This is a genomic window from Colwellia sp. Bg11-28 (assembly GCF_002836245.1).
In the GTDB taxonomy this organism is placed as follows: Bacteria; Pseudomonadota; Gammaproteobacteria; order Enterobacterales; family Alteromonadaceae; genus Colwellia; species Colwellia psychrerythraea_A.
This window is the reverse complement of the sequence record NZ_PJBA01000005.1, coordinates 233,518-258,377: the sequence shown is the minus strand read 5'-3', so window position 1 is coordinate 258,377 and position 24,860 is coordinate 233,518. Positions and strand designations below refer to the sequence as shown.

At 38.4% G+C, this 24,860-nt stretch carries 22 protein-coding genes and 1 riboswitch; of the genes, 5 read left to right on the top strand and 17 right to left on the bottom strand.

From position 1 onward, the window contains the following. Nucleotides 1-110 precede the first annotated feature (110 nt). Nucleotides 111-791, top strand: a complete 681-nt coding sequence (locus CXF79_RS06630; protein WP_101154405.1) for a phosphoglycolate phosphatase — start codon at nt 111-113, stop codon at nt 789-791. Nucleotides 792-810: 19 nt separating this feature from the next. On the opposite strand, the gene CXF79_RS06625 is transcribed toward CXF79_RS06630, so the two are convergent. The 3 genes from CXF79_RS06625 to CXF79_RS06615 form a co-directional block, all read right to left on the bottom strand. Beyond that, complete coding sequence (locus tag CXF79_RS06625) at nt 811-2,298, bottom strand: FAD-dependent oxidoreductase (protein WP_101154404.1); 1,488 nt, start codon at nt 2,296-2,298, stop codon at nt 811-813. Between the two features lie 129 nt (nt 2,299-2,427). After that, the gene (locus tag CXF79_RS06620) at nt 2,428-2,643 is read right to left on the bottom strand and encodes a cysteine-rich CWC family protein (RefSeq protein ID WP_101154403.1); all 216 of its coding nucleotides are present in this window, start codon (nt 2,641-2,643) and stop codon (nt 2,428-2,430) included. A 168-nt stretch (nt 2,644-2,811) separates the two neighbouring features. Continuing rightward, complete coding sequence (locus CXF79_RS06615) at nt 2,812-3,609, bottom strand: PEP-CTERM sorting domain-containing protein (RefSeq protein WP_101154402.1); 798 nt, start codon at nt 3,607-3,609, stop codon at nt 2,812-2,814. 373 nt (nt 3,610-3,982) lie between these two features. Here CXF79_RS06615 and prsT point away from each other — a divergent pair, with 373 nt between their 5' ends. Then, nucleotides 3,983-6,784 (top strand): XrtA/PEP-CTERM system TPR-repeat protein PrsT, encoded by a 2,802-nt coding sequence (gene prsT / locus CXF79_RS06610; RefSeq protein ID WP_101154401.1) that lies wholly within the window; start codon nt 3,983-3,985, stop codon nt 6,782-6,784. A 167-nt stretch (nt 6,785-6,951) separates the two neighbouring features. Then, the gene (locus CXF79_RS06605; protein WP_101154400.1) at nt 6,952-7,539 is read left to right on the top strand and encodes a peroxiredoxin family protein; all 588 of its coding nucleotides are present in this window, start codon (nt 6,952-6,954) and stop codon (nt 7,537-7,539) included. A gap of 67 nt (nt 7,540-7,606) precedes the next feature. On the opposite strand, the gene CXF79_RS06600 is transcribed toward CXF79_RS06605, so the two are convergent. Beyond that, on the bottom strand, nt 7,607-8,314 hold the full coding sequence (locus tag CXF79_RS06600) for a lipoate--protein ligase family protein (protein WP_011041131.1): 708 nt from the start codon (nt 8,312-8,314) through the stop codon (nt 7,607-7,609). A gap of 371 nt (nt 8,315-8,685) precedes the next feature. On the opposite strand from CXF79_RS06600, the gene CXF79_RS06595 reads away from it, so the two are divergent. After that, nucleotides 8,686-9,537 (top strand): delta-class carbonic anhydrase, encoded by an 852-nt coding sequence (locus CXF79_RS06595; RefSeq protein WP_011041130.1) that lies wholly within the window; start codon nt 8,686-8,688, stop codon nt 9,535-9,537. Nucleotides 9,538-9,649: 112 nt separating this feature from the next. Here the strand turns inward: CXF79_RS06595 and CXF79_RS06590 are convergent, their stop codons facing one another. From CXF79_RS06590 to thiC, 6 genes are all read right to left on the bottom strand, one after another. Continuing rightward, on the bottom strand, nt 9,650-10,111 hold the full coding sequence (locus CXF79_RS06590) for a methyltransferase family protein (RefSeq protein ID WP_011041129.1): 462 nt from the start codon (nt 10,109-10,111) through the stop codon (nt 9,650-9,652). Nucleotides 10,112-10,178: 67 nt separating this feature from the next. Beyond that, nucleotides 10,179-11,756: a thiamine phosphate synthase gene (thiE, locus tag CXF79_RS06585; protein WP_232769099.1), complete on the bottom strand. Its 1,578-nt coding sequence runs from the start codon at nt 11,754-11,756 to the stop codon at nt 10,179-10,181. Between the two features lie 148 nt (nt 11,757-11,904). Further along, a complete protein-coding gene (locus CXF79_RS06580; protein ID WP_101154398.1) occupies nt 11,905-12,702 on the bottom strand; it encodes a thiazole synthase in 798 nt (265 codons plus the stop codon). After that, on the bottom strand, nt 12,702-12,914 hold the full coding sequence (gene thiS / locus CXF79_RS06575; RefSeq protein WP_011041126.1) for a sulfur carrier protein ThiS: 213 nt from the start codon (nt 12,912-12,914) through the stop codon (nt 12,702-12,704). Before thiS ends, CXF79_RS06580 begins: the two co-directional genes overlap by 1 nt. After that, nucleotides 12,914-14,095, bottom strand: a complete 1,182-nt coding sequence (locus CXF79_RS06570) for an FAD-dependent oxidoreductase (protein ID WP_101154397.1) — start codon at nt 14,093-14,095, stop codon at nt 12,914-12,916. The genes thiS and CXF79_RS06570 overlap by 1 nt, the downstream gene beginning before the upstream one ends. A 16-nt stretch (nt 14,096-14,111) precedes the next feature. Then, nucleotides 14,112-16,088, bottom strand: coding sequence for a phosphomethylpyrimidine synthase ThiC (gene thiC / locus CXF79_RS06565; protein WP_011041124.1), 1,977 nt, complete (start codon nt 16,086-16,088; stop codon nt 14,112-14,114). Nucleotides 16,089-16,227: 139 nt separating this feature from the next. After that, a riboswitch (TPP riboswitch) is annotated at nt 16,228-16,325 on the bottom strand. Between the two features lie 169 nt (nt 16,326-16,494). Here thiC and CXF79_RS06560 point away from each other — a divergent pair. Continuing rightward, nucleotides 16,495-17,091, top strand: a complete 597-nt coding sequence (locus CXF79_RS06560; protein ID WP_101154396.1) for a HutD/Ves family protein — start codon at nt 16,495-16,497, stop codon at nt 17,089-17,091. Between the two features lie 53 nt (nt 17,092-17,144). On the opposite strand, the gene CXF79_RS06555 is transcribed toward CXF79_RS06560, so the two are convergent. The 7 genes from CXF79_RS06555 to CXF79_RS06525 form a co-directional block, all read right to left on the bottom strand. Then, nucleotides 17,145-18,179, bottom strand: a complete 1,035-nt coding sequence (locus tag CXF79_RS06555; protein ID WP_232769098.1) for a glucokinase — start codon at nt 18,177-18,179, stop codon at nt 17,145-17,147. A gap of 149 nt (nt 18,180-18,328) precedes the next feature. Next, on the bottom strand, nt 18,329-19,765 hold the full coding sequence (locus CXF79_RS06550) for a sugar porter family MFS transporter (RefSeq protein ID WP_232769097.1): 1,437 nt from the start codon (nt 19,763-19,765) through the stop codon (nt 18,329-18,331). A gap of 189 nt (nt 19,766-19,954) precedes the next feature. Next, nucleotides 19,955-20,992: a FecR family protein gene (locus CXF79_RS06545; protein WP_011041118.1), complete on the bottom strand. Its 1,038-nt coding sequence runs from the start codon at nt 20,990-20,992 to the stop codon at nt 19,955-19,957. Next, entirely contained in the window at nt 20,992-21,561 is a 570-nt protein-coding gene (locus CXF79_RS06540; RefSeq protein ID WP_011041117.1) for an RNA polymerase sigma factor, read from the bottom strand. Before CXF79_RS06540 ends, CXF79_RS06545 begins: the two co-directional genes overlap by 1 nt. Nucleotides 21,562-21,702: 141 nt before the next feature. Further along, nucleotides 21,703-22,413: a DUF6445 family protein gene (locus CXF79_RS06535; RefSeq protein WP_101154466.1), complete on the bottom strand. Its 711-nt coding sequence runs from the start codon at nt 22,411-22,413 to the stop codon at nt 21,703-21,705. Between the two features lie 9 nt (nt 22,414-22,422). Further along, nucleotides 22,423-23,151: a SapC family protein gene (locus CXF79_RS06530; protein WP_101154395.1), complete on the bottom strand. Its 729-nt coding sequence runs from the start codon at nt 23,149-23,151 to the stop codon at nt 22,423-22,425. Nucleotides 23,152-23,216: 65 nt separating this feature from the next. After that, the gene (locus CXF79_RS06525; RefSeq protein ID WP_011041113.1) at nt 23,217-24,830 is read right to left on the bottom strand and encodes a tryptophan halogenase family protein; all 1,614 of its coding nucleotides are present in this window, start codon (nt 24,828-24,830) and stop codon (nt 23,217-23,219) included. Nucleotides 24,831-24,860: the final 30 nt, after the last annotated feature.

Genomic DNA, 24,860 nt, shown 5'->3' with positions numbered 1-24,860 from the left:
ATTTACATGCGTTATCTAGATAAAATTAATAAACGAACTGATTTATTGCTGTATGTACTATGCTTCATGCTACATTGGCCTCAACATAGAATATTCAGCAAGAGAAAACAGTGAAACTGCAAGAAAAAGAAGTACTCTTATTCGATCTCGATGGCACCTTAGTAGACAGTGCCCCTGATCTTGCTTTAGCCGTAAATAGAACCCTTAAAGATTTAAACAAAGCGACCTTCGACCAAGACACAATTCACCATTGGGTGGGTAATGGTGCCAAAGTATTAATCGAACGAGCATTATCGGGTTCTGCAATCATTGATAAAGAATTAGATGAAACACTCACTAAAGATGCGCTAACCATTTTTCTAGCCCATTACCAGCAGTGCTTATGCATAGAATCAGTATTGTATGACGATGTGCAAGAAGGGTTGCTTTCATTAAAAGCGGCTGGCTTTCGTCTTGCGATTATTACCAATAAACCCGCTATTTTCATTCAACCGATATTAACGGGCTTAGGTATTGATAACCTGTTTGAGTTATTAATTGGTGGTGATACGTTAGCGGAGAAAAAACCACATCCAGCACCATTACATTATGCCATGAAGCAACTTAACGTTGTTACTGAGCAGTGTGTGATGATCGGAGATTCTAAAAACGATATCTTAGCTGCAAAAGCAGCCAACATAGATAGTGTTGGCTTAACTTACGGTTATAACTACGGTGAAGACATCAATCAATATGGCCCGCAGTGGTGCTTTGATACTTTCAATGAACTACTGATTTCGTTAAAGCGTTAAAAGCTAACCTAACGATTAGTTATAGATTTTTAGCTAACGCTATTGGATATTCTCGCTGCTTGGCTAACATTATTGCTCGTTCTGTTACTTCAATTTCGGAACATTGTTGGCTGATGGGGAAGTAATGTTCTGTTAAATAGCGGCCTAATTCTAACGCTGCTATTAATCCACAATCGACTAGGTTTTTTAATATTGCATCGCCTGCAGCTAACGCAGAGGATGCTTTAACTATTTCTGCACGCGCATAATGTTGACCATAAAATGAAACATCAGCTGCACGTAAATCAGCATCTTCGCCAGGAATTTGCTGAGCACCAAATAATGGCTTTGCTGCGACTTCTGCTGAGCTAAAAGCTGAAATAAACTGAGCAATATGTTCGATAGAGCCTAAGGTTCTATTATGCACCAACTGCTCAGGCCATTTTTTATCAATCTTTTCGATAAAGCGTTTTGCTAATTGCGGCTGCGCACTTTCTAAAGAACTCGCGACTAACCCTTGGTCAAACAAGGTAATGTCTTGCGTCATGCCATGTAGCTGAAAATAACCATCAGGGTAAGGGGTTAATTGCGCCATACCTTGTGGAGTACCTCGCTCGCCATAAAAAACAATCTCAGGCCATAGTCCTTGGCATTGAGGCCAATGAGCAACATAAGCCGCTTTGAATTCCACCATACGTTTACGTTTGGCGCTGACCATGTCATCAATTTCACCACTTTTAAAACCACACGCATTAATGACATAGTCAAAATGCTGGTGAATAATAGTTGGGCTTTGCTGGTGTTGAGGTAATGTTTGAGTGGATACTTGCCAACCTAAGCTATTTTCTTGCTGAACAATGGCAACAACTTGTTTATTTGTTTGAAGGTGGCAACTGGGTAAACCCTCAATCGCTAAACTCGCGATAGCGGCAAAGCGAAATGCTGACAAACCATACTCTTGCACTAGTAACACAGGAAATTTAAGACTATCTAAATCAACGTGTTGTGCAAAAGCGACTAACCAATCACTATCATTCTTAGCCGTTTTTGGTAAAGGTAAATCCAATAAAGCATCAAGCTCCGTCCGTGAATAAAACTTAAAATAGTTTTCCGGTTCACCGAGTACCTTGTTGCGACTATCTTGAGCCACAAGTTCACTGTATTTAGCACGTAACTTCTCTAAACGAGGTAATAAATCTTCAGGCTGACCATTATCCGTTTTAGGCAAAGCTATAACCGTTGGTCGAATGTTGACACTTTGTGGATAAACTTTAACTGTATCTATCGATTGCTTTAATAAGGTAAGACATTGCTCATCACAAATCTCGCGGTACAAGTTACCGCCAGCATGTAAATGACAAATAGGCGGACCATTAACTAAGCTCGGACCTTTTTCTATCAGCGTGGTATCTAAACCTAATTCAGCAAAACGCAACGCAATAGTTGAGCCTGCAACGCCACCACCAATAATGGCAATTTTTGCTTTGGAGCTGAGTAATGGCTGATAAGCCTTTGAGGTTTTATTCATAACGGTTTCGAGAAAATACATTCATAGGTAATATGTTATTTGGATGCGCACGATTTGCGTAGAGGTAGAGACTAAAAGATTTTACACTAATGTGCTTTTATTTTTACGCTTTAAAACATAGTCATTAAACTATTCTACATTAGCATTTAAATGTTGTTGACGCTGATAACGCCCAATACATGCATTACAGACACAACTGACACCTTTGAGGTGCGCTGGTATTTGTGCTAACAGCTCCTCGGGAACTGGAGTATTCATACACCAACAACCACTACCCGCTTTGACATCACAGCGATTATTTTGCTGGCATAAAGGACAAATGCTGTCATCATTTTTACTAGTCATATGCATTCAATAACGTTTATTGGGAAAAGCTATAAGTGATGGACATGTTAACAGCTTTACCTGCGTGGGTAGCATATGTTTTTCGAACATAAAAAAACGACCCGCAGGTCGTTTTATGTTTTGCTTTGTTAGTTAATTCTTTTAACTACAGAATAAATACAACGCGAACTAAGCAGAAAAGTCATTTGATTTGTTACTACGGCTTTTAGCCATAAAACCTAATGCTAATAGCATAAGTAACAATGTCGTTGGCTCAGGTACACTAGTAGGACGGTCAACATTTACTACACCATCAACCACATCATTTGCACATGACATTGCCCAACTAAACGCTAGTTGTGAAGCATTTTGAAAGGCATCAATACCATTAACGTTAAAGCTAAAGCTAATTTTATCTGTTTTGCCACTATATCTACCATAGTTATCTACAGACCAATTACTCTGTGTACCACTGCCTTTAGTGGTCCCTGCCATTACTTCACCTGAAGCTGTACTACTATACTTACCGTGATAGTCTTTAGAGGTTAATGTAGAGCCAATTTCAGTAAAAGTGCCTTGCTTATCCCAATGTTTATCCCAAGTTCCATTGCTATAATCTCTGCTATAATCTTTATTTCTATCTTTATCTGATAAAACAAAAGCATAGTCATATGGGTTACTTTCACCCTTAGTACCGATAAGCAGATCACCTAAAACAATATTACCATGGCCATATCTACCAGAGCCATTTTTGCCATTGTGACCAACAAAGTTAGTATAAATATCAACAGTAATTAAGCCACTGTCTGCCCATTGAACATCCATTTTATCAATTTCATATTTCCAACCCGTTCCATTGCTACCTAAAGCATCGTGATTTGAATCATTAATCGTTGTATTAACGAGAAAGTCCGCAGCGAATACATTAGCAGAAGAGAATAAAGCGGTTACTGCAAGGATTTTAAATACATTTTTAATTAAAGTCATAGTCTTATACGTTATCACTTTCAGGTTGAAGAAATAGGAAAGAGGATGAGGTACTTATTTTAACACTCATCGCCAACTGCCTAGCCTTAAAGCAATTATTATACCAACACTTAAAATTAACCATATAGCAACATATCAGCCCTGTTAAGTTGATAAAACCATAGAATAAAATATCCTGTTGTAAAAAATCCTGACATAGTAAACAGTACGTTTTATCTTATCTTTTCAGATAAATGTTTATCAACTAAGTGACTAACAGTGTTACTATTTTAGCGTTTCATTTATTACAAAATTTTACTGACAACCTTTATCTATTTTGTAAAATTAACGTGCTTTGTCGCCATATAGAAAATCATCATTAAATCGGTATCACATGAAAATTAAAAATAGCTTACGTGCATCCCTACTCTCATTCTTATTTATTTCCACTTCCACATTTGCTAACGAAAGTCTTGATGCCAATTATGAAGAAGCCTTAATTGCCTTCCAAAGTGAAGAGCTTTCTAGTGCCATTATTCATCTAAAAAATATTATTCAAGAAAACCCAACTCATATGCCGTCTCGGGTTTTAATGGCACAAATATTAATCACTCAAGGCAATGGCTCTGCCGCGCAAATTGAGCTAGATCGCGCCAGAGATGGTAACGTTGATAATGACCGACTGATTACGCTATACGGACAAGCTTACGTATTACAAGGTAAGTACGATGAGGCGATAGCCGTGGCAAAACTTGGCCAGCGTAATGAACAAATTGAAAGTGAGCTGTTGCTCATTAGAGGGCAGGCTTATATTGGCAAAAAACAGTATAACTTAGCTGATAAAGCCTTTATTTCTGTTCTTAGTTTAACACCAAAAAACCAGTTTGCTTTATTGGGTAGAGCTCAAATTGCTTTACAGGCCTCTGAAGTTAAGCAAGCATTAAGCTATATTGATTTATCCCTTACCAGTGTAAAACCCTTTATTAATGGTTGGGTCTTAAAGTCTAAAATATTACACCGTTTAGGCGATCGCCAAGGTGCATTACTTGCTATTGATGAAGCACTCAAGATTAACAATAAACACTTATCTGCTCGCTTGACGAAAGCTATGCTGCATATTGAACTACAAGAGTATCAACAAGCCGTTCCTCATGTGGATTATATACTTGACGAAATCCCCAATGAGCCGAGAGCGGGTTATTTAAAGGCGATAATCAATGCAAGTTTATCCAGTAATGACAGTGGGACTTCAGATAATAATAAGTTAACTGAAGTCATTGCGACTTTAGCTGCAGTTCCACCTGAAGTGATGCGAAATACACCCGATTATTATTTTTTAGCTGGATTAACTAATTTTCAATTTGGTAACTTAAATGATGCCCATCGCTACCTAAGTTATTACCTTAGTTATGTCGAATTTGATATTGATAGCGTACGCATGTTGGCCAGTATTGAAATAGAGCAAGGAGATTTAAATTCAGCAAGAAACTTACTGACTAAAACAAATATAGCACGTCCAGGAAACCCTGACATTCTAACACTGTTAGGCTTAACGTATTTACAGTTAGAAGACAGTACCAAAGCACAATTTTATTTTGAAAAAGTAGTTGATAGCTATCCCCACTCAACCATCAGTGTCAGTAACTTAGCACGCAGTAAAATGCAATCAGGTGACTATCAATCAGCCATTGAGGTTCTTTCTGCAGTTAAAGATAATGAACTTAATGGTACGCAAATTAAACTATTGCTTATTGATTCATACCAAAGCACCAAAAATTATACCTCCGCAATTGATATTGCTAAGGCATTGATAAAAGAATTTCCACAAAACAGCTTTTTTCAACAACGCATTGGTATGCTCTATGGTTTAAATAGACAAGTACCTGAAGCTAGAGCTGCATTTGAACAATCTCTGAAATTAAACGATGCCAATATCATTGCTATGGTGCATTTAGCGCGTATGGATAATATTGCTGGTGACTTTGATAAAGCACTCAGTTTTTTACAAGCTAAACTAGCTATATTTGATAAAAATATCTTATTGATGACTGAAATATCTGACAGCTATTTATTTAAAAATGATATTGATAATGCATTACTTTGGATACAAAAATCATATGCACAAGATCCGAATGACTTTTATGTGGTGTTAAAATTAAGTCGTATTTTAACTAAGCAAAATAAGTTAGATGAAGCAGTTGATTTAGTAGATGAATTTATTGGATCAAACCCCAAGCAACCACAAGCTTTACTCACGATGGCCACGCTCTACCAACAACAAAACAAGCATCAACAAGCGGTATTAGCATTAAGAGATTATGTTGAAAAATCGCGTAGAAAAGCGAATGCGCTTATCATTCTCGCTAAAGCACAGCTAAAAGCTAAGGATAATGCTGGCGCAATTAAGTCTTATAAAAAATCCATTATCGCTGATGATAAATACTTACCAGCTTATCTTGGGCTAGTGAACCTTACGATTAAAGATAAAAATGAAGGTTTTTCATTGAGCTTGATTTCTTCCATTGCCGATATTACCCAAAGTGATAGTTTGCCCCTGGTGCTCAAAGGGGATTTATACCTAGCTTTAGCCGACAATAAGCAGTCCATTAGGTTTTATCTACGCGCTCTGGAAAAGTCAGATCAAAAACAAGCAATTCTCGGTTTATACCGTAATTACAAACAACAAGGTAATCCAAGTAAAGCAATAAGCCCACTGAAAAAATGGCTAAAGAAATACCCTAATGACATGTTAGTGGCCATCGCACTTGCTGATAGTTACAAAGCTGATCTCCAAATGCAAAAGTCTGCTGACCAATACCAAACACTCATTAAAAAATATGGGCCCTTACCTATTTTATTAAATAATGCCGCCAGTGTTGAATTTACCTTAGGTAATGTTGATAAGGCTAAACAATATGCGCAACAAGCCTATGGTTATTTACCTGAAAACGTCGTTATTATTGATACACTTGCTTGGATTAAAAGTAGATTAGGTGAGCACAAACAAGCGATTGCACTGTTTCGTTTAGCACTGATCAAAGACTTTGATAATGCTGAAGTGAAGTACCATACTGCCGTCACATTATTTGCTCTTTCAAGAAAAGTAGAAGCTAAAAAGTATTTAATTGAAGCGATAGATAGTGAGCAAAGTTTCCCTGAGAAAAAGGCTGCTAATAGCCTTTTAAAAGAATGGTAATGTAAAACGCGGTCCTCCCTGGCCAGTAACACTTGCCAGTGGGATAGTGCTATTTAACTAAATTTAGTCGTTAAATAGCACTAATAAACAATAGCTTCATTTACAATGAAATTTTTATTTCATCAAGCGGTCTTTTAGGTCATAACCCACAAAGATCCGTAACCTAAATGAACCGTAAAATTTACTCCCGCATCAATAAAAAAATATCAATCTCAGTTTTTTCACTACTTTTGTTATTAACTAATAATGCCTTTGCCAACACAAGCATTAATGTAGGCCCAACACTCGGTGAACAAGCGCCCGAAATTTCGGTTGTGAATACCCAAGAGCAAGCGGTTAACATCAAAGAAATTAGTGGTGAGCAAGGTTTAATTATCTTATTTTTCCGCTCAGCTGATTGGTGTCCTTTTTGTAAAAAACACCTAATAGAATTGAATGAACATGCTGAACAATTTACCAAACTAGGTTATGGCTTAGCGGCTATTTCTTATGATAATACTGATATTTTAAAAACATTCGCTGATCAGAAAAATATCAGCTACCCATTATTATCAGACCAAAAAGTACAAACAATGTTGGCCTACGGTATTGTAAACAGTGAATACGCTGTAGACAGTGATCATTATGGTATCCCTTACCCAGGTGTAGTAATCATTGATAACAAAGGTAAAGTAATACATAAGCATTTTTTCAAAGGTTACAAAAAGCGCGTTAAATTTGCAGATCTTTATCAGCAACTAAAAAAGGGGTCTTAAGCATCAGTCACCCCGCTTTATTAATACCCATTTTATAAGTGATTGGTTATTTTTAAGAGTGACTATTTTATTGATAAAGACCACTATCAACAAAAGCTTGAGTCAATTGCTGATATAGCTTATCTATTGTCGGTTTCTGGTTAATATGCTCAAAAAGCGTAGTATGCACCTGCGCTTTTACCCGATCGGTTTTATCAGATAATTGGTAGCACAAATTAACTGGCTTTATGATCTCTTCAAGTAACACATCAATCAAAATAAAGGCTTGTGCCAACACTATTTTGCCGCCACCTTTTTTTAATATCACTCGCTGAGCAGTACCAACAATTTTTTTACCATTCAAGTTGATATTATAATCACCATCGCAATAAGAGAATTCTGTAGCATGTGCTTGGCTAATTAAATTAAATTGACCAAAGAAGCCATGTAAAACTGTGCATAAATTCTCATAGGCTTGGGTGATTGAATAGGGCGTATCATTTGACCAAAGATACAGGTGAGATAAGTTAATTATTCCGGGGCATTGTGGTACAGGTGCTCCGCCAGTTTTACGCGCCTGTAAAAGCCACTCATCGGCTAACAAACCCGCTTTAAGTTCATCTGACGCTAGCCACTTCTTACCTGCGGGTAATACCAGGGTCGCTTCTTTGGCCTGCCATAACATTAAGCATTGTTTGAGTTCTCCCGCTTGTATTTGAGCAATAAGCTGTGTTTCTTTTTCAAACACCTTAGCGACAGAAATTTTCTTGTAACTCAGTAGTTTATTACCGATCATATTGTCTTCTTATGCTGATATTCATCTTTGTTTTCACTATTTTAAGCTCAAGCAGAATAATTCAACAAGCTAATTATCAAATATAACTCACCCTGCAGGTTACAATTTTTAACATAGTAAACATGACGGTCAAGAGGTTGTCATCGCGTTTTACTGTAGCATAGGCAATGATCAACTTATGATGTAGCAATAAAAACAAAACATAAAATTACTCATATGTGCCATGACGTAAACTATAGTGATGCTAGTGTCACTTTAAACACGTTATGCCTCTGCGATACACTAAAAATGTAGAGTAGCTTTTTCAAATAATAATTCTTAACGCTATTTATCATAAGTGACTCGTTAATCAACAACCTTAAGGATACATAATGAAGACGAATATTATTGCACTGACTGTCGCTGCAGCATTAATTCCACTAACAGCTTTTGCTGGCAGTGAGCCTACCAACGTTTCAGATAACGTCATTAAAAAGCAACGCGCTATGCTAGAAAATAATACGGTTAGTAAAGGTTATGGACCGCAATCACCTCGTGATTTATCAATGAAACAAGGTGATAATCCACGTATTTTTGGTCTAGCACCCGAATCTACTAACATGAATTTATGTAATATCCATATGCATAAAAATGCTGAGCATAAAGGTGGCGAGTTTAGTAAATATGCTGGTAATGGCGATGGTACTGGTTATCAAACAGGTTTTGTTTATACGGGTAAATTAAGCAGTAAAGAAACCAAAAAAGTTAATAAAGATATTTGTCCTAACCCACACGGTGGTTTATTGCCTGGCGATACTATCGAAGTACACTATGTTCACTCTACCGCACAAGCAGCGCCTGGCAATACTTTAGGTGCTTGCTTAGGTGAATCCACTATCAACCCACAATTTCGTGTCGAGACACAAGTATTTGTTGTAGTGAATGATAAGAATGCTTTAGATTTTGGTGAGTTGACTACGCACAGTATTAAAAATGATAAACATCAAGCGCCTAATATTCCAAATAACACTGGCACCCCAATTCAATACGCAGGATCAACTACAGGCCCTAGTTACAATGAAAAAGGATCTCCATTTCAAGTAACTTGGAGCGTTCGTCCAAAAGTGGCGAAGGTGAATATCGAGTCCGTTGGTGAATGGTGTAAAGGTAATGCCTTTAAAGAAGATCACGCCCACGGAGTAAGAAACTTAGTCGTTAATCCAAGACTATTATCTGCAATGTAATACTTCATTGAATATAAATGATTGATAACGAAAAAGGGGAAATACAGTAGTGTATTTCCCCTTTTTTATACTGAATAAGTCATATTATTTTTTGAACTTCGGTTCACAGACATTACAACCAAGGACGAACCTGTGCTTTATACTGAGTAAATTCTTCTTTGAACAATACTGTTAGCGCCCTTTCTTCAGGAGCTATCTGAAAACGTTGAATATAAAGTATATACAATGGAATTAAAATGAGCCCCCACGCCGAGCCTAAGAAGCTTGCCCAAGCCAGTAGAAAAGCAACAAAACCAACATACATGGGATTACGAGTCACTTGATATATACCTGATGTTACTAAGGAGCTTGCCTTATTAGGTTTCAACGGGTTTACCGTGGTTTTAGCCCTTCTAAACGATATGATGCCTGCAAGATCAAAGAAAATACCAAGAGAAATAAAACCAATCACCAACACTGATTTGACTGTATTTGTTAGTAAGATAACTGGCGTTACTGTACTTAACCCCCACATCCCTAGCCCGATCAGTAAACCCACTAAAGGTGGTGGTATTTTATTTTCTAAAACTTTCATTATTATCCTTAACCTATTTCTATCAATGACATCATATACCCGTTCTACTCGAATATGCATGATTCAGCTAGAATTGTAAACGCGTGACTGCCTGCTCAGGTGAAATGCCATGTGAGCACTCAGCTTCTGTTATTGCAGTAACGACAGCAATACTTTCCACACCTGTAGCGATGACTTCTGCTGCACGTTCAAGATTAATACCGCCAATGGCAACCACAGGGATTTTATGCTTATTTTCAGGGCGTAAAGATAATACCTGTCTCAAATTATCAATGCCTTGAATTTGCCCAGTCATGTCTTTAGTTTTCGTTGGAAAAATTGCGCCAATTGCTAAGTATGACGGCTGTAAGCGCTGTGCTGATAAGAATTCATAACATCCATGAGTACTGATACCTAAACGTATCCCCGATTGTTGAATGGCCGTTAAGTCTGCATCTTGCAAGTCTTCTTGACCAATATGAACGCCATAAGCACCATGTTTAATCGCTAATTGCCAATAATCATTTATAAACAAACGAGTATCATATTTTTTAGCCAAAGCAATGGCGGTAATAATAACTTGCTCTAATTCACTTTCAGCCAAGTTTTTCACCCGTAATTGAATAATCTCTAAACCTAAAGATAATAAGCGCTTGAGCCAATATAATGAATCTATCACTGGATAAAGGCCTAGTTTTTTCTCTGCTAAATCTAACGAGTTAAAAGCTGGTAAATTTTGATATTGCTGACTGAGCCCATCAATAACTTGGGGAAAGCATTCAGCATTACGCGGCCAGCCTTGCTGTTCAAACGCACCATAATATTGATGACCGTGTAATTCGCTTACTTGCTTGCTAGTACTCAAGCCTTGGCTGATGAACGCCTTTGCTAAAGTAAACGCATCGCGTATCAAGTACCCCTGAGCGAGAAAGCTTGCTAATGCGCTGGCAAAACTACAGCCACCACCGTGGCTATAATGACTATCTATGCGCAGTGCACCTAACTGGTAACTAATCGCTGTTTGCGTTTTATCTTGATTGTCTTGTTTGCCATTCAGCTGATTTAATTGGTGAAGACAGAAATCAATCGAATACCTATCATCACTGTGAATATGCCCACCTTTAACAATAATACTGTTAATAGCAAAGTTTTGATGGATTTTATTCGCCAGCTTTTCAGCACTATTTTTATCAGGTAGCCCATCTAATTTCGCTAAGCTTTTTGCTTCCATTAAATTAGGCGTGATCACATCAACTTGCTGTAATAAAGGCGTTAGTTGCGCTAAGGTAAGAGTGCTAAAGCAGCCACCGACACTGGCTTGACCAACAGGATCATAAACACTAATAACAGTGGGAATAACTTTTTTAATTTGTTCAAGTAATTGAGCTAACCATTGAACTTGCTCAACGTTAGCCACTAAACCAATTTTGATGACCGATGGTGGTTTATCATCCATTAGTATCGCTGCTTGTTGCTGTAATATTTCAACAGGAATGGCATTAACCGACAGCAATTGTTGTGAATTTTGTACGGTATTAGCTGTAATAATATGACAAACTTCCACCCCCAAACCATGTCCCGTTTTAATATCGGCGGCAATACCCGCTCCACCAGAGCAATCACTGCCCGAAATAGTCCAGATTATTGGTTTTTTAGTTTCCATCATTACAGTGTCTTTTATTAAATATACATACAATTGAGTTACATTGCTTGCAGTTGTAGTGCTCAATTACAAGGAAATGGCACGGAGTTGACGCTAGTCAATGAGTACTATTGACGCCTTAATTGTGCACTACAGCAAAAAGCCATTTAACTCACGGTTGGTGCCAGAAAGGTGTGTCTAATGTTGGTGTGGATGGGTGCGCTGTTTGCCTTTGTTCCATTATACCCGCTACATACCCTTGTTCACCTGCTTGTAGTGCTTGGCCAAAGGCTTTTGCCATCAGCACTGGATTATCTGCTAATGCAACCGCACTATTTAACAAAACACCGTCATAACCCATTTCCATCGCCAAACAAGCATCCGAGGGTTTACCAATACCCGCATCTAAAATTAAGGTTGCATTAGGTAAGCGCAAACGTATTGTTTCTAAATTATAAGGATTCATTAGTCCCTTGCCCGTGCCAATTGGAGATGCCCACGGCATAATCACCTGACAACCTAAATCATAAAGGCGCTGACAAAGTACTAAATCATCGGTGCAGTAAGGCAAGACTTTAAAGCCGTCATTTATTAACTGCTCAGTGGCATGAAGTAGCTCAATAGGATCAGGTTGTAAGTTATAATCATCGCCAATCACTTCAAGTTTGATCCAATCAGTTTGAAAAATTTCTCGACTCATTTTTGCCAAGGTAACCGCTTCTTTTGCGGTTTTACAACCTGCGGTATTAGGCAGTAAGTGACCATTCACTTCGGTGACGACTTCTTGTAAGTAACGCCATATTTGTTGACCCGCTTTTTCTGCAGGATTTTGACGTTTCAGTGAGAGGGTTACTACTTGTGAGCCGCTAGCAAGTATGGCTTGTTTCATCACATGTGGAGATGGATAAAGCGCACTGCCAATAAGTAAACGACTATCAAGCTGCTGCCCATAGATGTTAAGTGCCACCATTAACCTCCTTGTATCGGCAATAGCACATCGAGGCTATCACCATTTTTTACTAGCGTGGTGTCATAATCTGCTTTACCAACAAAGTCACCATTTAGCGCCACCGCAAAAGTACTCTGTTGTGGTTCAATAAAATGTAACGTTAATGCTGAACTAACACTAATATGTACTTCATGGCTTAACGAGTAAGCTTTTCCGTTAATATGAATATTCATTAAATCACCTCTTCTTGTCGTTGCTCAGTGTGCAAATAATCACGGTAGGGCAACTCATTGTTGGTATTATTTATCAGGTTGTCGACCAGTGTTAATACTTGTTTAAGCACCACCGGCGCAATTAAAAATCCGTGCCTGAATAAACCGTTTACCTGTATCAAACTGCCCTTGTGAGTGATTTTAGGTTGATTATCACTAAAAGTTGGCCGACATTGACTAACGTGTTGACGAATATTGGCTTCAGCAAAGCCGGGATGCACACTATAAGCTGCACTCAATAATTCCATCGCTGAGCGCACTGTCATCGGTGCATCATCGTCACTCTCAATTTCAGTGGCACCCACCACATAAAAACCTTTTTGTTTTGGCGCAATATAAAGCTGATACCTAGGGTGCATTAATCGTATCGGTCTTGAAATATTCACCTCTGGGGCAAAAAGTTGGAATAATTCTCCTCTTACTGAGCGTAAGTCACTTAATGGTGCACAGGCACTATGGCTATTTTTACGACTCGCACCAGTACCTCGACAATCAATCACTAAATCAAATGATTGGCTACAATTGACTCCGTACTGTTGATAACTAACTTTGCTGTTAGAGTCAGTGTTTTCAATAGCAAATACCTGACACTCACTTAACCAGTTTAGTGAGTTAACCCCATTTATGCTCATGCCTTCTTTTTCAAGCTGTTTACGTAAGGCAATCAACAGACGACGATTACCAATCTGCCCTTCTTGTGGCAGGTACAAGCCGTGATTAAAACTTCGTCCTATTTCAGGCTCTAGCTCAAGCAATTGCGCACGATCTAGCGTATGTAGTTTATGTTCTGGATAATTATTATTAAGGTGTCTAACAAAGCGCTGATAATCACCTTTATCTTGCTCATGACTCACCATGATAGCGCCAGTTTGTTGAAAAAGAGTATATTCATCCAAACTGTCGAGCAAAGCTGGCCATAAACGTAACGACTCAAAACCCATACTAACAATATTAGGCTCACAATGAAGTGACTCTCCCAATGGCGTTAATAACCCTGCAGCAGCATAAGCAGCACTATTGTGGGCGAGCTTATTATCCTTATCGAATAAAGTAATGGTTACGCTTTCTGACTGTTTACCTCGCAGTAAAGACAGGGCGAGTAATCGCCCCATCAATCCTGCGCCAACAATGGCAATATTCATCGTTTATCTGCCGTAACTATTCAGCAAGTTGGTAGATTTCGCTACCGGTTGCTTTAAATTCAGCAGACTTTTCTTGCATCGCCCGTTCAATCGCTTCATCAGAAGTTAAGGTAATGGTTTCATCAAGCAGCTGAATTTTTATCGCATTTTTATCTAAATTAGCAGCGTACTCTCGTACTTCTTGTGAGATTTTCATTGAGCAAAATTTCGGTCCACACATAGAACAGAAATGCGCAACTTTACCTGACTCTTGTGGCAAGGTTTCATCATGGTAAGTGCGTGCTCGTTCTGGATCTAAACCAATATTGAATTGATCGTACCAACGGAACTCAAAGCGTGCTTTAGACATAGCATTATCACGAATTTGTGCACCTGGATGACCTTTAGCTAAATCGCCTGCATGTGCGGCAATTTTATAGGTCATCAAGCCTTCCTTTACGTCTTCTTTATTCGGTAAACCTAAATGCTCTTTCGGTGTTACATAACAAAGCATGGCACAACCGTACCAACCAATATTAGCCGCACCTATGCCAGAAGTAATATGATCATAACCTGGCGCAATATCGGTAGTTAATGGGCCAAGCGTATAGAAAGGCGCTTCGCCACAATGCTCAAGTTGCTCTTCCATATTTTCTTTAATCATATGAAGTGGCACGTGACCAGGGCCTTCAATGATGGTTTGCACATCATGCTTCCAGGCAATTTTAGTTAACTCACCTAACGTATGTAATTCAGCAAACTGTGCCTCATCGTTTGCATCTGCCACTGAACCCGGACGTAAACCATCACCTAATGAAAATGACACATCGTACTGCTTTAAAATTTCACAGATATCTTCAAAGTGTGTGTAAAGAAAATTTTCTTTATGATGCGCTAAACACCATTTCGCCATGATTGAACCACCGCGAGAAACAATACCGGTGACACGTTTTGCCGTCATAGGTACATAACGCAATAACACACCCGCATGAATGGTAAAGTAATCAACGCCCTGCTCTGCTTGTTCAATTAAAGTATCGCGGAATATTTCCCAGGTAAGATCTTCAGCTACACCATTTACTTTTTCAAGTGCTTGGTAAATAGGGACAGTACCAATAGGGACTGGTGAGTTACGCATGATCCATTCACGGGTTTCATGAATATTACGACCCGTCGATAAATCCATGACGGTATCTGCACCCCATTTAGTTGACCAAACGAGCTTTTCAACTTCTTCTTCAATAGAAGAGGTAACCGCTGAGTTCCCGATATTAGCATTCACTTTAATTAAAAAGTTACGACCAATGATCATTGGCTCACATTCTGGATGGTTGATGTTTACTGGAATAATAGCGCGACCACGAGCTACTTCGTCACGGACAAATTCAGGCGTGATTTGCTCTGGAATACTAGCACCAAAGGATTGACCTTTGTGTTGTAGCAGTAGCGTTGCATCTTTTACTTCTTCACGTTTTAAGTTTTCACGAATGGCAATATATTCCATCTCTGGGGTAATAATGCCTTGGCGAGCATAATGCATTTGCGTAACATTTTTACCTTTTTTAGCAATGCGCATTTTAGGTAAATGTTCAAAACGAATTTCATCAACACCTTCATCATCAAGACGTTGCTGTGCAAACTCAGAATGAGTTGAAGTAAAAGTCTCTACATCATCACGCGCATCAATCCAAGTTTCACGTAAACGAGGAATACCTTTGTGAACGTCTATTTCAACGTTTTCATCGGTATAAAAACCTGAAGTATCATAAACACATAATGGTTCATTTTTTTCATAGACTGGCTTGTCTTTACTACCGCTAACTAAGGTGTCAGATAAGGTAATTTCACGCATACCGACTTTGATATCGTGGATTTCACCTTGCACGTAGACTTTTTTAGAATTTGGAAAAGATTGGTCTGAGACATTTTTTAAAAATGCTTCTGCCGCTTCGCGCTTTTCACGTCGTGTTTGTGGTTTTTTCGCTGGATTAACAGCGTCGGTTGAGTTGTTCATGGTCGCACCTTGTTTTTGGTTTTTCTTGTTTTATTGATATAAAAGCAAGAAAAAAATAAAAATAGGCGGAGTTTTTTTAACTAATTTTTTAGTTAAAAAGAGGCAAAAAGAGTCTGGTTAACAGCTAAGCACAATGACTTAATTACTCTCTCTTGTTTCCTACGCAGATATTAATCTGATCAGGTTTTACGGATCCCGCTTTCGCGATCTCAGCCTTTGGCACTCCGACAAGTGTTGCGCTTACTAATCTTCATATAGAGTTTAGATAAACGCGGTTAGATTCTACCGTGAGCTCAACTCGCATAGCAAGCGCTAATGTAAATATCAAAATAAAGCCATACAAAAATAACCTTGCCTATGAAGATAAACTAAGTAATATGGCAAAAAAATTACGCTGAAGATCCTTATGCTTACTATTTTCTCTCCAGAAAACTATAAAACAATCCCATGGAAAAATGGTTTAGGCCATACCACTGAATTAGCTATTAGTGATGGTGGTACTTTGGATAACTTTGATTGGCGTCTCAGTATCGCCAGTGTGGTCAATGACGGTGATTTCTCTAATTTTTCAGGTTATCTGCGTAATTTGGTATTAATAAAAGGTAATGGTTTAACACTCGACCATCGAAATGGTGATGTTGATAAGCTAACTCAATTACTTGATATCGCTTGCTTTGATGGCGCAAGTATAACCCATGGCTCTTTAACTAATGGCGCTATTAAAGACTTTAATATTATGACTAATCAGCTGTCATTCTCACCAAAGGTTAACGGTTATATTGAGCAACAAACTGTCACTGTTAGATTATCAGCAGCCAGTATATTTTTTGCTTATAGCTTAACTGAAAAGATGCTTGTAACTACGCCTCAAGATAATAGCTGTAGTGTACCTGTTGACCATTTAATCAAACTTTCTGCAATGAATGAAAACCTACAAGACGACCAGCTAACTGTAAAAGTAACAGGTAAAAATATGATCATTGTACAACTTGAAGCTATGTAGTGATAATTTCAACGGCTTACGATTGTGCTATATAGCTTTACCCCGACATTAAATCACGCCATAACTTGATTTAAATACACTGAAGCACCTAATAAACCAGGTTGTTTCTCTGTGATTACATAAGTGGCGATTTCTTTATTCAAAGGTGACATGCGTCCTTTAGCTTCAAAACGTAGTCTAAAATCACTATTTCTAAGGTAATCAATAAAACGAGGGACAATACCTCCTGCAATATATACCCCGCCTTGAGTATTCATTGTTAAAGCGAGGTTACCTGCAAAACTTCCTAATACCTTACAAAATAAGTCCAATGCTTGTTGGCTGAGTGTGCAAGTCTCAATTAACGCTTGAGTGCTAATTTCTTGAGCCGTTAATTTAGTTGGTTGTTGAGGTGAGCTATCACCCTGCTCAATAATAAGTAATGCTTGATATATCTGCTCTAAACCGTAACCAGAAAGTAATTGCTCATAAGAAACACGTTTTTTAAAGCCTTGTATGTAGCGTAAAACTTGGATTTCTTTATCATCTATTGGCGCATAATCGACGTGCCCGCCTTCACCTCCTAAACAATACCATTTGTTAACAATCGGTATTAAATTAGCAACGCCTAAACCAGTGCCTGGTCCACAAACAGCAATAGCTTTATCTGATAGTGCGGTTCCGCCACCAATTTTAACTTTTTGTTCATCCGTTAACATCGGAATCGCCATGGCTATCGCAGTATAGTCATTGATAAGTACTAGTTTATTTAACTTCAGTGCTTTTTTGAGTTCTGTTTGGGAGAACTGCCAAGGTAAATTCGTCATGGAAATAATGTCAGTATCTACTGGGCATGCGATAGCTAAGCAAGCATTAATATTGCCTTGTGCTATTTTCTTTTCAGTTAAATAACATTGAATTACGTCAAGTAAACAAGAGAAATCTCGGCATTGGTAAGTTTCAATGTCGATAATAATGTTACTGCTGTCACTTACTCCAAGCCTGATGTTTGTGCCACCAATATCGGCAACAAGATTCAAAGGATTACTATTTATTGCATCATTACTTACAAGGTTATTATTTATTGGGTTAATACTAGAAGTGCTCATATTTACTTATCGCTATTCCAAATGGATATGACTAATTTCTCTACCTAAGCCACATACAGAGGCAACTTCCAGTGGCTTAGGTACGCATAGACAGCCGTTAATAATCACCATGATTTATAATGGTTTACAAATCATGGTGTAGTGACTTTTTACATTTCCTCTAAACGAATGCCGCGTGTTTCTTTTATATATTTGATTACAAAGAAAATACTTAGCAATGCTGATACTGTGTATAAGCCATAGGCGCCAGCCAAACCAAAGCTGCCCAACAATATCGGGAAAGTCATGGTAATGGCAAAATTTGCTAGCCATTGAGCACTTGCAGCGATAGCTAAAGCAGCACCACGGATACGATTATTAAACATCTCGCCTAATAAAACCCAAACGATAGGTCCCCAACTTAAGCCAAAAAACACCACAAATAAATTAGCCATGATTAAAGCCACTGTGCCTGTCATATCACTTAAAGCCAATTTACCTGCTTCATCTAAACCACCGGTACCAAAGATAAAGGTCAGAGCACCTAAGCTGATAAACATGCCAACACTACCGACCAGTAATAACGGTTTACGGCCAATTTTGTCCACTAAGGCGATAGCTATGAAAGTAGAAATGATATTGGTTGTACCTGCGATAAGGTTAATAAATAACGATTGTGATTCGTCAAAACCCGCAGCTTGCCAAAGCTCAGCTCCATAATAAAACACCACGTTAATACCGACAAATTGCTGGAATACCGACAGTCCGATACCGATCCAAATGATAGGATGAATTTTTTTCTTACCATCAATAAAAAGATCCCTGATGCTAGGTTTTTTATCGCCGTGCAGCGATTTTTTAACTTCTTCAATTTGTTCATTTTCAACGCCTGTTGCTATGCGTTTGAATATGGATCTTGCTTCTTCAATCTTACCTTGAGCGACTAAATAACGTGGTGATTCTGGAATAAATATTACACCAACTAAAAATAGCACAGCCGGTAATAACTCTACCCAAAACATCCAACGCCAGGCCGCGATATCTAACATCAGAATAGCTTCAGCACCACCAGACACAGAGGCAATAAGGAAATTACTTAAAAAAGCAGCAAACAAGCCAAGTACGATGGCTAATTGTTGCAAAGTAGCTAAACGGCCTCGTAAAGCAGCGGGTGCAACTTCAGCGATGTAAGCAGGGGCTAATACTGATGCAGCACCTATGCCTAACCCGCCAATCAATCGATAAAAAATAAATTCAGCAGACGAACTTGATATACCCGATCCAAAGGCGCTAATGGCAAAGATAATCGCAGTAATAATCATGATGGGTTTACGTCCAAACCGATCAGATATCGGTCCAGCCATCAAGGCACCAACAGCACAACCTAACAGTACCGAGGCGACATTAAAGCCACTAGCTACGTCGCTAGCGTTAAAAGCATTTCCTAACGCAGTTACTGTGCCGTTAATAACACCGGAATCAAAACCAAATAGAAACCCACCGATGGCAGCCACAGAGGAGATAAATAGTACGTATAAAAATGAAGTTTGAACTTCTTCAGTGTCGTGCAGTTTTTGAATTGAATTATCAGGCTCAGAGGAGGTCATTTATTTGTATCCTTTTATTATTATATTGTTTTAAGAAGAGCACTCAACTAAGACACTTTACAAATAAAATGGTGTTGCCTAAGCGGAATATCTCATAATTAAAAGTGCCAAATAAAATTGATTTCAGTGGTAAACTGAAACAGCATTCTACTTGGCAAAGGGAGTTTGTTTGGCTGAATTAAATAGTAATCAACTTTGTTTTCTTAATACCACTAATCCTTTATTAACTCGATCAGTTTTAATATTAAAGTTATGTTTGAGCACTGAGATTAATCCTTTAACGTCACCGGTTTTAAAGCGACCAGCTATTCTTATCTTTTTCAAATCTTCATCTGCAATTTCGAATGTCACAGAGGTATAACGACTAACTTCTTCCATTGCTTCAGCTAAGGTCTCACCATTAAAAACCAGATTACCTTGACGCCAAGATAGGCTTTTTTTGATCGCCTTGTTGTCAATAACTGAGACGCTATTAGCGACGGCCAATGAGGCAATCTCACCTTTAGAAACCGCTAGAGAACTTGATGGTATGACCAGAGCTGTTTCATTAACCTCCTGTTTTTCATTTAGTTGACCAATGATAACTCTACCTTCAGTAACAATAAGCTCTACCTCACTCGTCTTTACTTGCACGCTAAAAGCAGTACCCACGGCTTGAATTACTTTGTGATTAGCAACAACGCTTAACGGTCTAGATTTGTCATGGGCAACTTCAACATGGAGTTCACCACGTTGTAAGTCAAGTAAGCGATAATCATCGGTATATCGCACTAATAAAACACTGTCCGTATTGAGTAAAACTTTTGAGTTATCGGGCAAATAAATAGTACTGCTTTCACCTACTGCAGTTTCATAACGAACAAATTGTTGTTCTTCTTGCCATAAAGAATTCAAGGTAATGTCGGTAAAAAAAACAACAAATAACGCCAGTACAAGTGAGGCTGCTAATGCGAGTGGCCATTGGGCTGTTTTAGGTGCTGTTTTAAATTTAGAGTCTGTTTTATCCGACGTTGGAAAAAGATCAGCAAGACGGTCAAGAGAGTCCATTTTATCCCACATGCTGGCCATTTCTATGATCAACTTTTGGTGCTGTTCACTTTCTGACAACCACGCCTTGAATTCTGCCTGCTCAAGCTCAGTTAAGCTTCGATCCATTCTAGCAATCCAAATACTGGCTTGGTCAAACATAACCTCATCGTCATTATTAAGAGAATAAACGTTTGTCATCAGAGATCCCTTCTTACTTGATGTGTTTTTTTACTATTTTTCATTGTTTCCGTTCTTTCTTCTTTAGTTAACTGCATCATAAAATAGGTACAGCGTTTAACGCCGAGGCCAATATGTTTTTCAACTGTGCTTTCACTGATTGCCAGTTTTTTCGCGATTTCTTTTTGCGAGTAGCCATACACTTTTTTTAATACAAAAGCTTTACGGCACTGTATTGGTAATTGTCTTATTGCTTCACAGAATTGAGCAAACTCTTTATCCGTTGCCACTTGCTGATATATTGCATCATCTGCACTGACTAAGTGTTCAAATTCAGCCATATTATCGACAGTGTCTACGAGCCTAATATCTGCTCGTTTAAGGTGATCTATGGCTAAATTTTTTGCCGTTTTTAACAAAAAAGATCTAGGTTGCTTGATTGCTTCTTTGTTCTCAACTTGGCATATACGTACATATGTTTCTTGTACGATATCTTCCACTTCTCGCGGCGGCACAATGCGCGAGATCACTCTGCGCATTGTCTGCCTTACAGCCATAAAACTGATGTGTAATGTACTTTCTTTTATCATAATATTGTCTTTCACTTTTTAGGTTTAGCTAAGTGTGAATTTTATTTTTTATCTATTGCTTACCTTATAAGACGAATGACAAATAATTTTCCGCTAGTGTTTTACATAAAAAGTAAAAAAAAAGATAAAAGTGACAAAAAGTTATTCGAGTAAAATAAAACTACCGATAGTCAAACGCCCCTTTTTTGGTAGCGATGACAAACCTAAAGCTGCATTTACATTACCCGAGTGCAACAAATTACTTGGATAGATAATAGCCCTATTCATTCTAGCTTCTACTGAATATAGCTGTTCAAATAGTTTGTCGCTACCACTCATATAACGAGGTGTTTTATGTATTTGATTCGCTATAGCTTCTTTTTTTACTTGCTGTGCATAATGATATAATCGGTCTTGGGTAATCGTTTGATAACCGGTCTCTTTATGACGATAAAAAGACGTGCCACCATGGTCTTGATTACATAAGTAATGCACAACAGCAAATTGATTACTTTGTGGGGTATCAATATGAGGCAGCATTTGCATAGGACGTAATTGTTTTACCGGAGTATCTGCAAGCGCTAAGGCGGATAGAACAGTTTTGGCTGCACTCGTTTGTGGACAGTCGAAAAACGAGTGAAACAAGGGTAAATATTGACGACATACCTGCTCACCATATTCGCTTGGCATTAACTTACGTTTACCCGGATAAAAATTCTTTTCATCTGCCTGAAAGGACGAACCATCTCCCGCAAACTCAACTAAATCAGTCACTGAATTGGCAAAGTTATCAATAATCAGTAAAGGGATTTTCTCATCACCAATTATATGCTTTGATAAAATTGCTTGGTTATTTACGCTAAAATCAAACATAGGTAACAACTAACAGTCTAGTTGTTTATTTTTCAAATCAATCAAATGATGAATTTGACCAAGCGAGGTAATTAGGGTGTAAATTGCTTGCAGCAGTCCAGCTTTATGCAAACTTGCTATTTTCTCAGCTGATAAGGCGGCAAGTTTTTCTGTATCAATGGTATATAAACCATTCAAGGTGGTACTTTGCTGATTAGCAAAAGTGATTTCCATTTGCATCACTTGCAATAACTCCATGCTTTGTAATTGCTCAAGTAACTTTTTATTTGCTAACTCGCCTTCTAATAACTGCGCAAGACAATACTTGGCTTGTTGAAAATATTCAGTGTCCACACCATCTTCGCTAAATAATGCCTGACCGTCATTGGAAACTATTGCTGGGCTTTCACTATCAAAACAGACAACATAATCACCAGCAACTTTTTGTTCACTGTTTTGTTCGGGGTTACCGACAAAAAATGGCTGCCGTCTAATTTGTAAAGGCAGATATAAACCTTGCCACTGACCACCTCGCCAAAATAAGTTTTCACCCGACTCAAAACCTAACATTGCAGCAACCACAAACTGCCCAGTATCTGCATTTTTAGTAATAACTAAAGGATACTGTACCGCCATACTGGTAAACTCAGCCATAACTGCGGGCACTAAGTGTAACCCCGCACCATGTAATTCAGCCTTAGCCGCATCTACTTTTAAGTTAAGGTGATTTTTATTATCTATCGCAACTAATTGTGCCATTTATTATTACTCTTTAAGTGATGCTAAATTTTCAAACGCTTATATCAAGTGGATCAGACATGTAACTAAATTCGACTAAAACCATAGCTTTTAATTTTATCTAATAATTCTCGGTTACTGGGTAATGACGATAACGCTTTATCAATTAAGACTTTGTTTTGTTTGAACTGGCCATCCGCAAAATCACAGTCATCGAACGCGTATGGAGTATGACAATAATCACTTTTAAAACCCATACCATAAAGTACATATTGATAACTAGCCGCAGGGAATACTTCATTATTACTGGTAAAGTCATGATCGGCTGGGGAACGATATTTCCACTCTGTCATTAAGTCTTGTAAGCTTTGTGGAATGGTTGCTGATTCACGATTATCGGTCCAAAAAGGTTCAGTTCGCTCACTTAAAATATAATGTAATTTTAAGAAATCAATAATTCTATCCCAACGGTATAACGCCGTTTCATTAAAACGTTTAGCAACAACATCCATCACCTCTCGAGAGGCGGGTAATTGCTCACTTATCATTTGTGCTGCCAGCTCAACCATGACTAGAGCAGAGGCTTCAAGCGGCTCTAAAAAACCTGCAGACAAACCAACGGCGACACAATTGTTTTGCCAAAACTTCTCTCGGTGACCGCTGACAATAGGGATTTTACGCACATTAAGTGATGAGAATTTATCGCCAACATATTCAGCAAGCACAGCTCTAGCTTCTGCTTCTGTTGAGTGTTTACTAGAGTAAACATAACCAACGCCACGACGGTGTTGTAGGCCTATATCCCAAATCCAACCGGCTTTTTGTCCTGTAGAGATAGTATGTGAGGCGATAGGAGAATCTTTTGAATCATATGGGACTTGTACCGCGAGTGCAGTATCGATAAATAAAATATCATCACACTTTTTAAAAGGTACCTGGTAATGTTTTCCTAATAACAGTGATGAAAACCCCGTGCAATCAACAAAAAGTTCTCCGGCAATATCACCATGATTTTGTGTGCTAACTGAAAGGATATCACCCTTATCGATAGTCTCGTCGATAATGTCTTTATCAGCACGATTAACGTCGCAATTAACACCCGTTACGTCATCAACAATATGAGTAACTCCAAGCTTTTCTTGGCAATGCTTTTGCAAAAATACGGCAAACTTTGCTGAGTCTAGATGATAAGCATAATTTGCTACATCAGAAAATTCGGCATGACGAATGGTTTTAGGTGCTAGACCTTGCTCACAAATGGCTTCTTGGTAACAAACTTCATTTGAGAATGAGTTCACATGGCTATTTTTCTGCTTTGTTTGTGTTTGCTTCGCTAACCAATGTGCCGCTAAATCTGTTTTCCCAAACCCTTGAGGTAAAACTAAGGGATGATAATAAAAGTCATCTTCAGTACCGTCAAACCACTTAGCAAACTTAGCGCCTTGTTTGAAGCTGGCCTCACATTCACGAATAAAATCACTTTCACTAATACCTAATGCTCTCAGCGTACTGCGCATGGTTGGCCAAGTACCTTCGCCAACCCCTACCGCAGGAATATTAGCCGATTCAATAAGAATAACGTTTAAGCCCTGCTCGGTATTACTTTTGTGTTTAGCCGCTAAACGCCCAGCCGTTAACCAACCGGCAATGCCCCCACCAACAATGACCACTGTTTTTGTTAATTTATTCATGATGTGCAACCAAGTATTTTATTATGCAGAGAAGCGGGT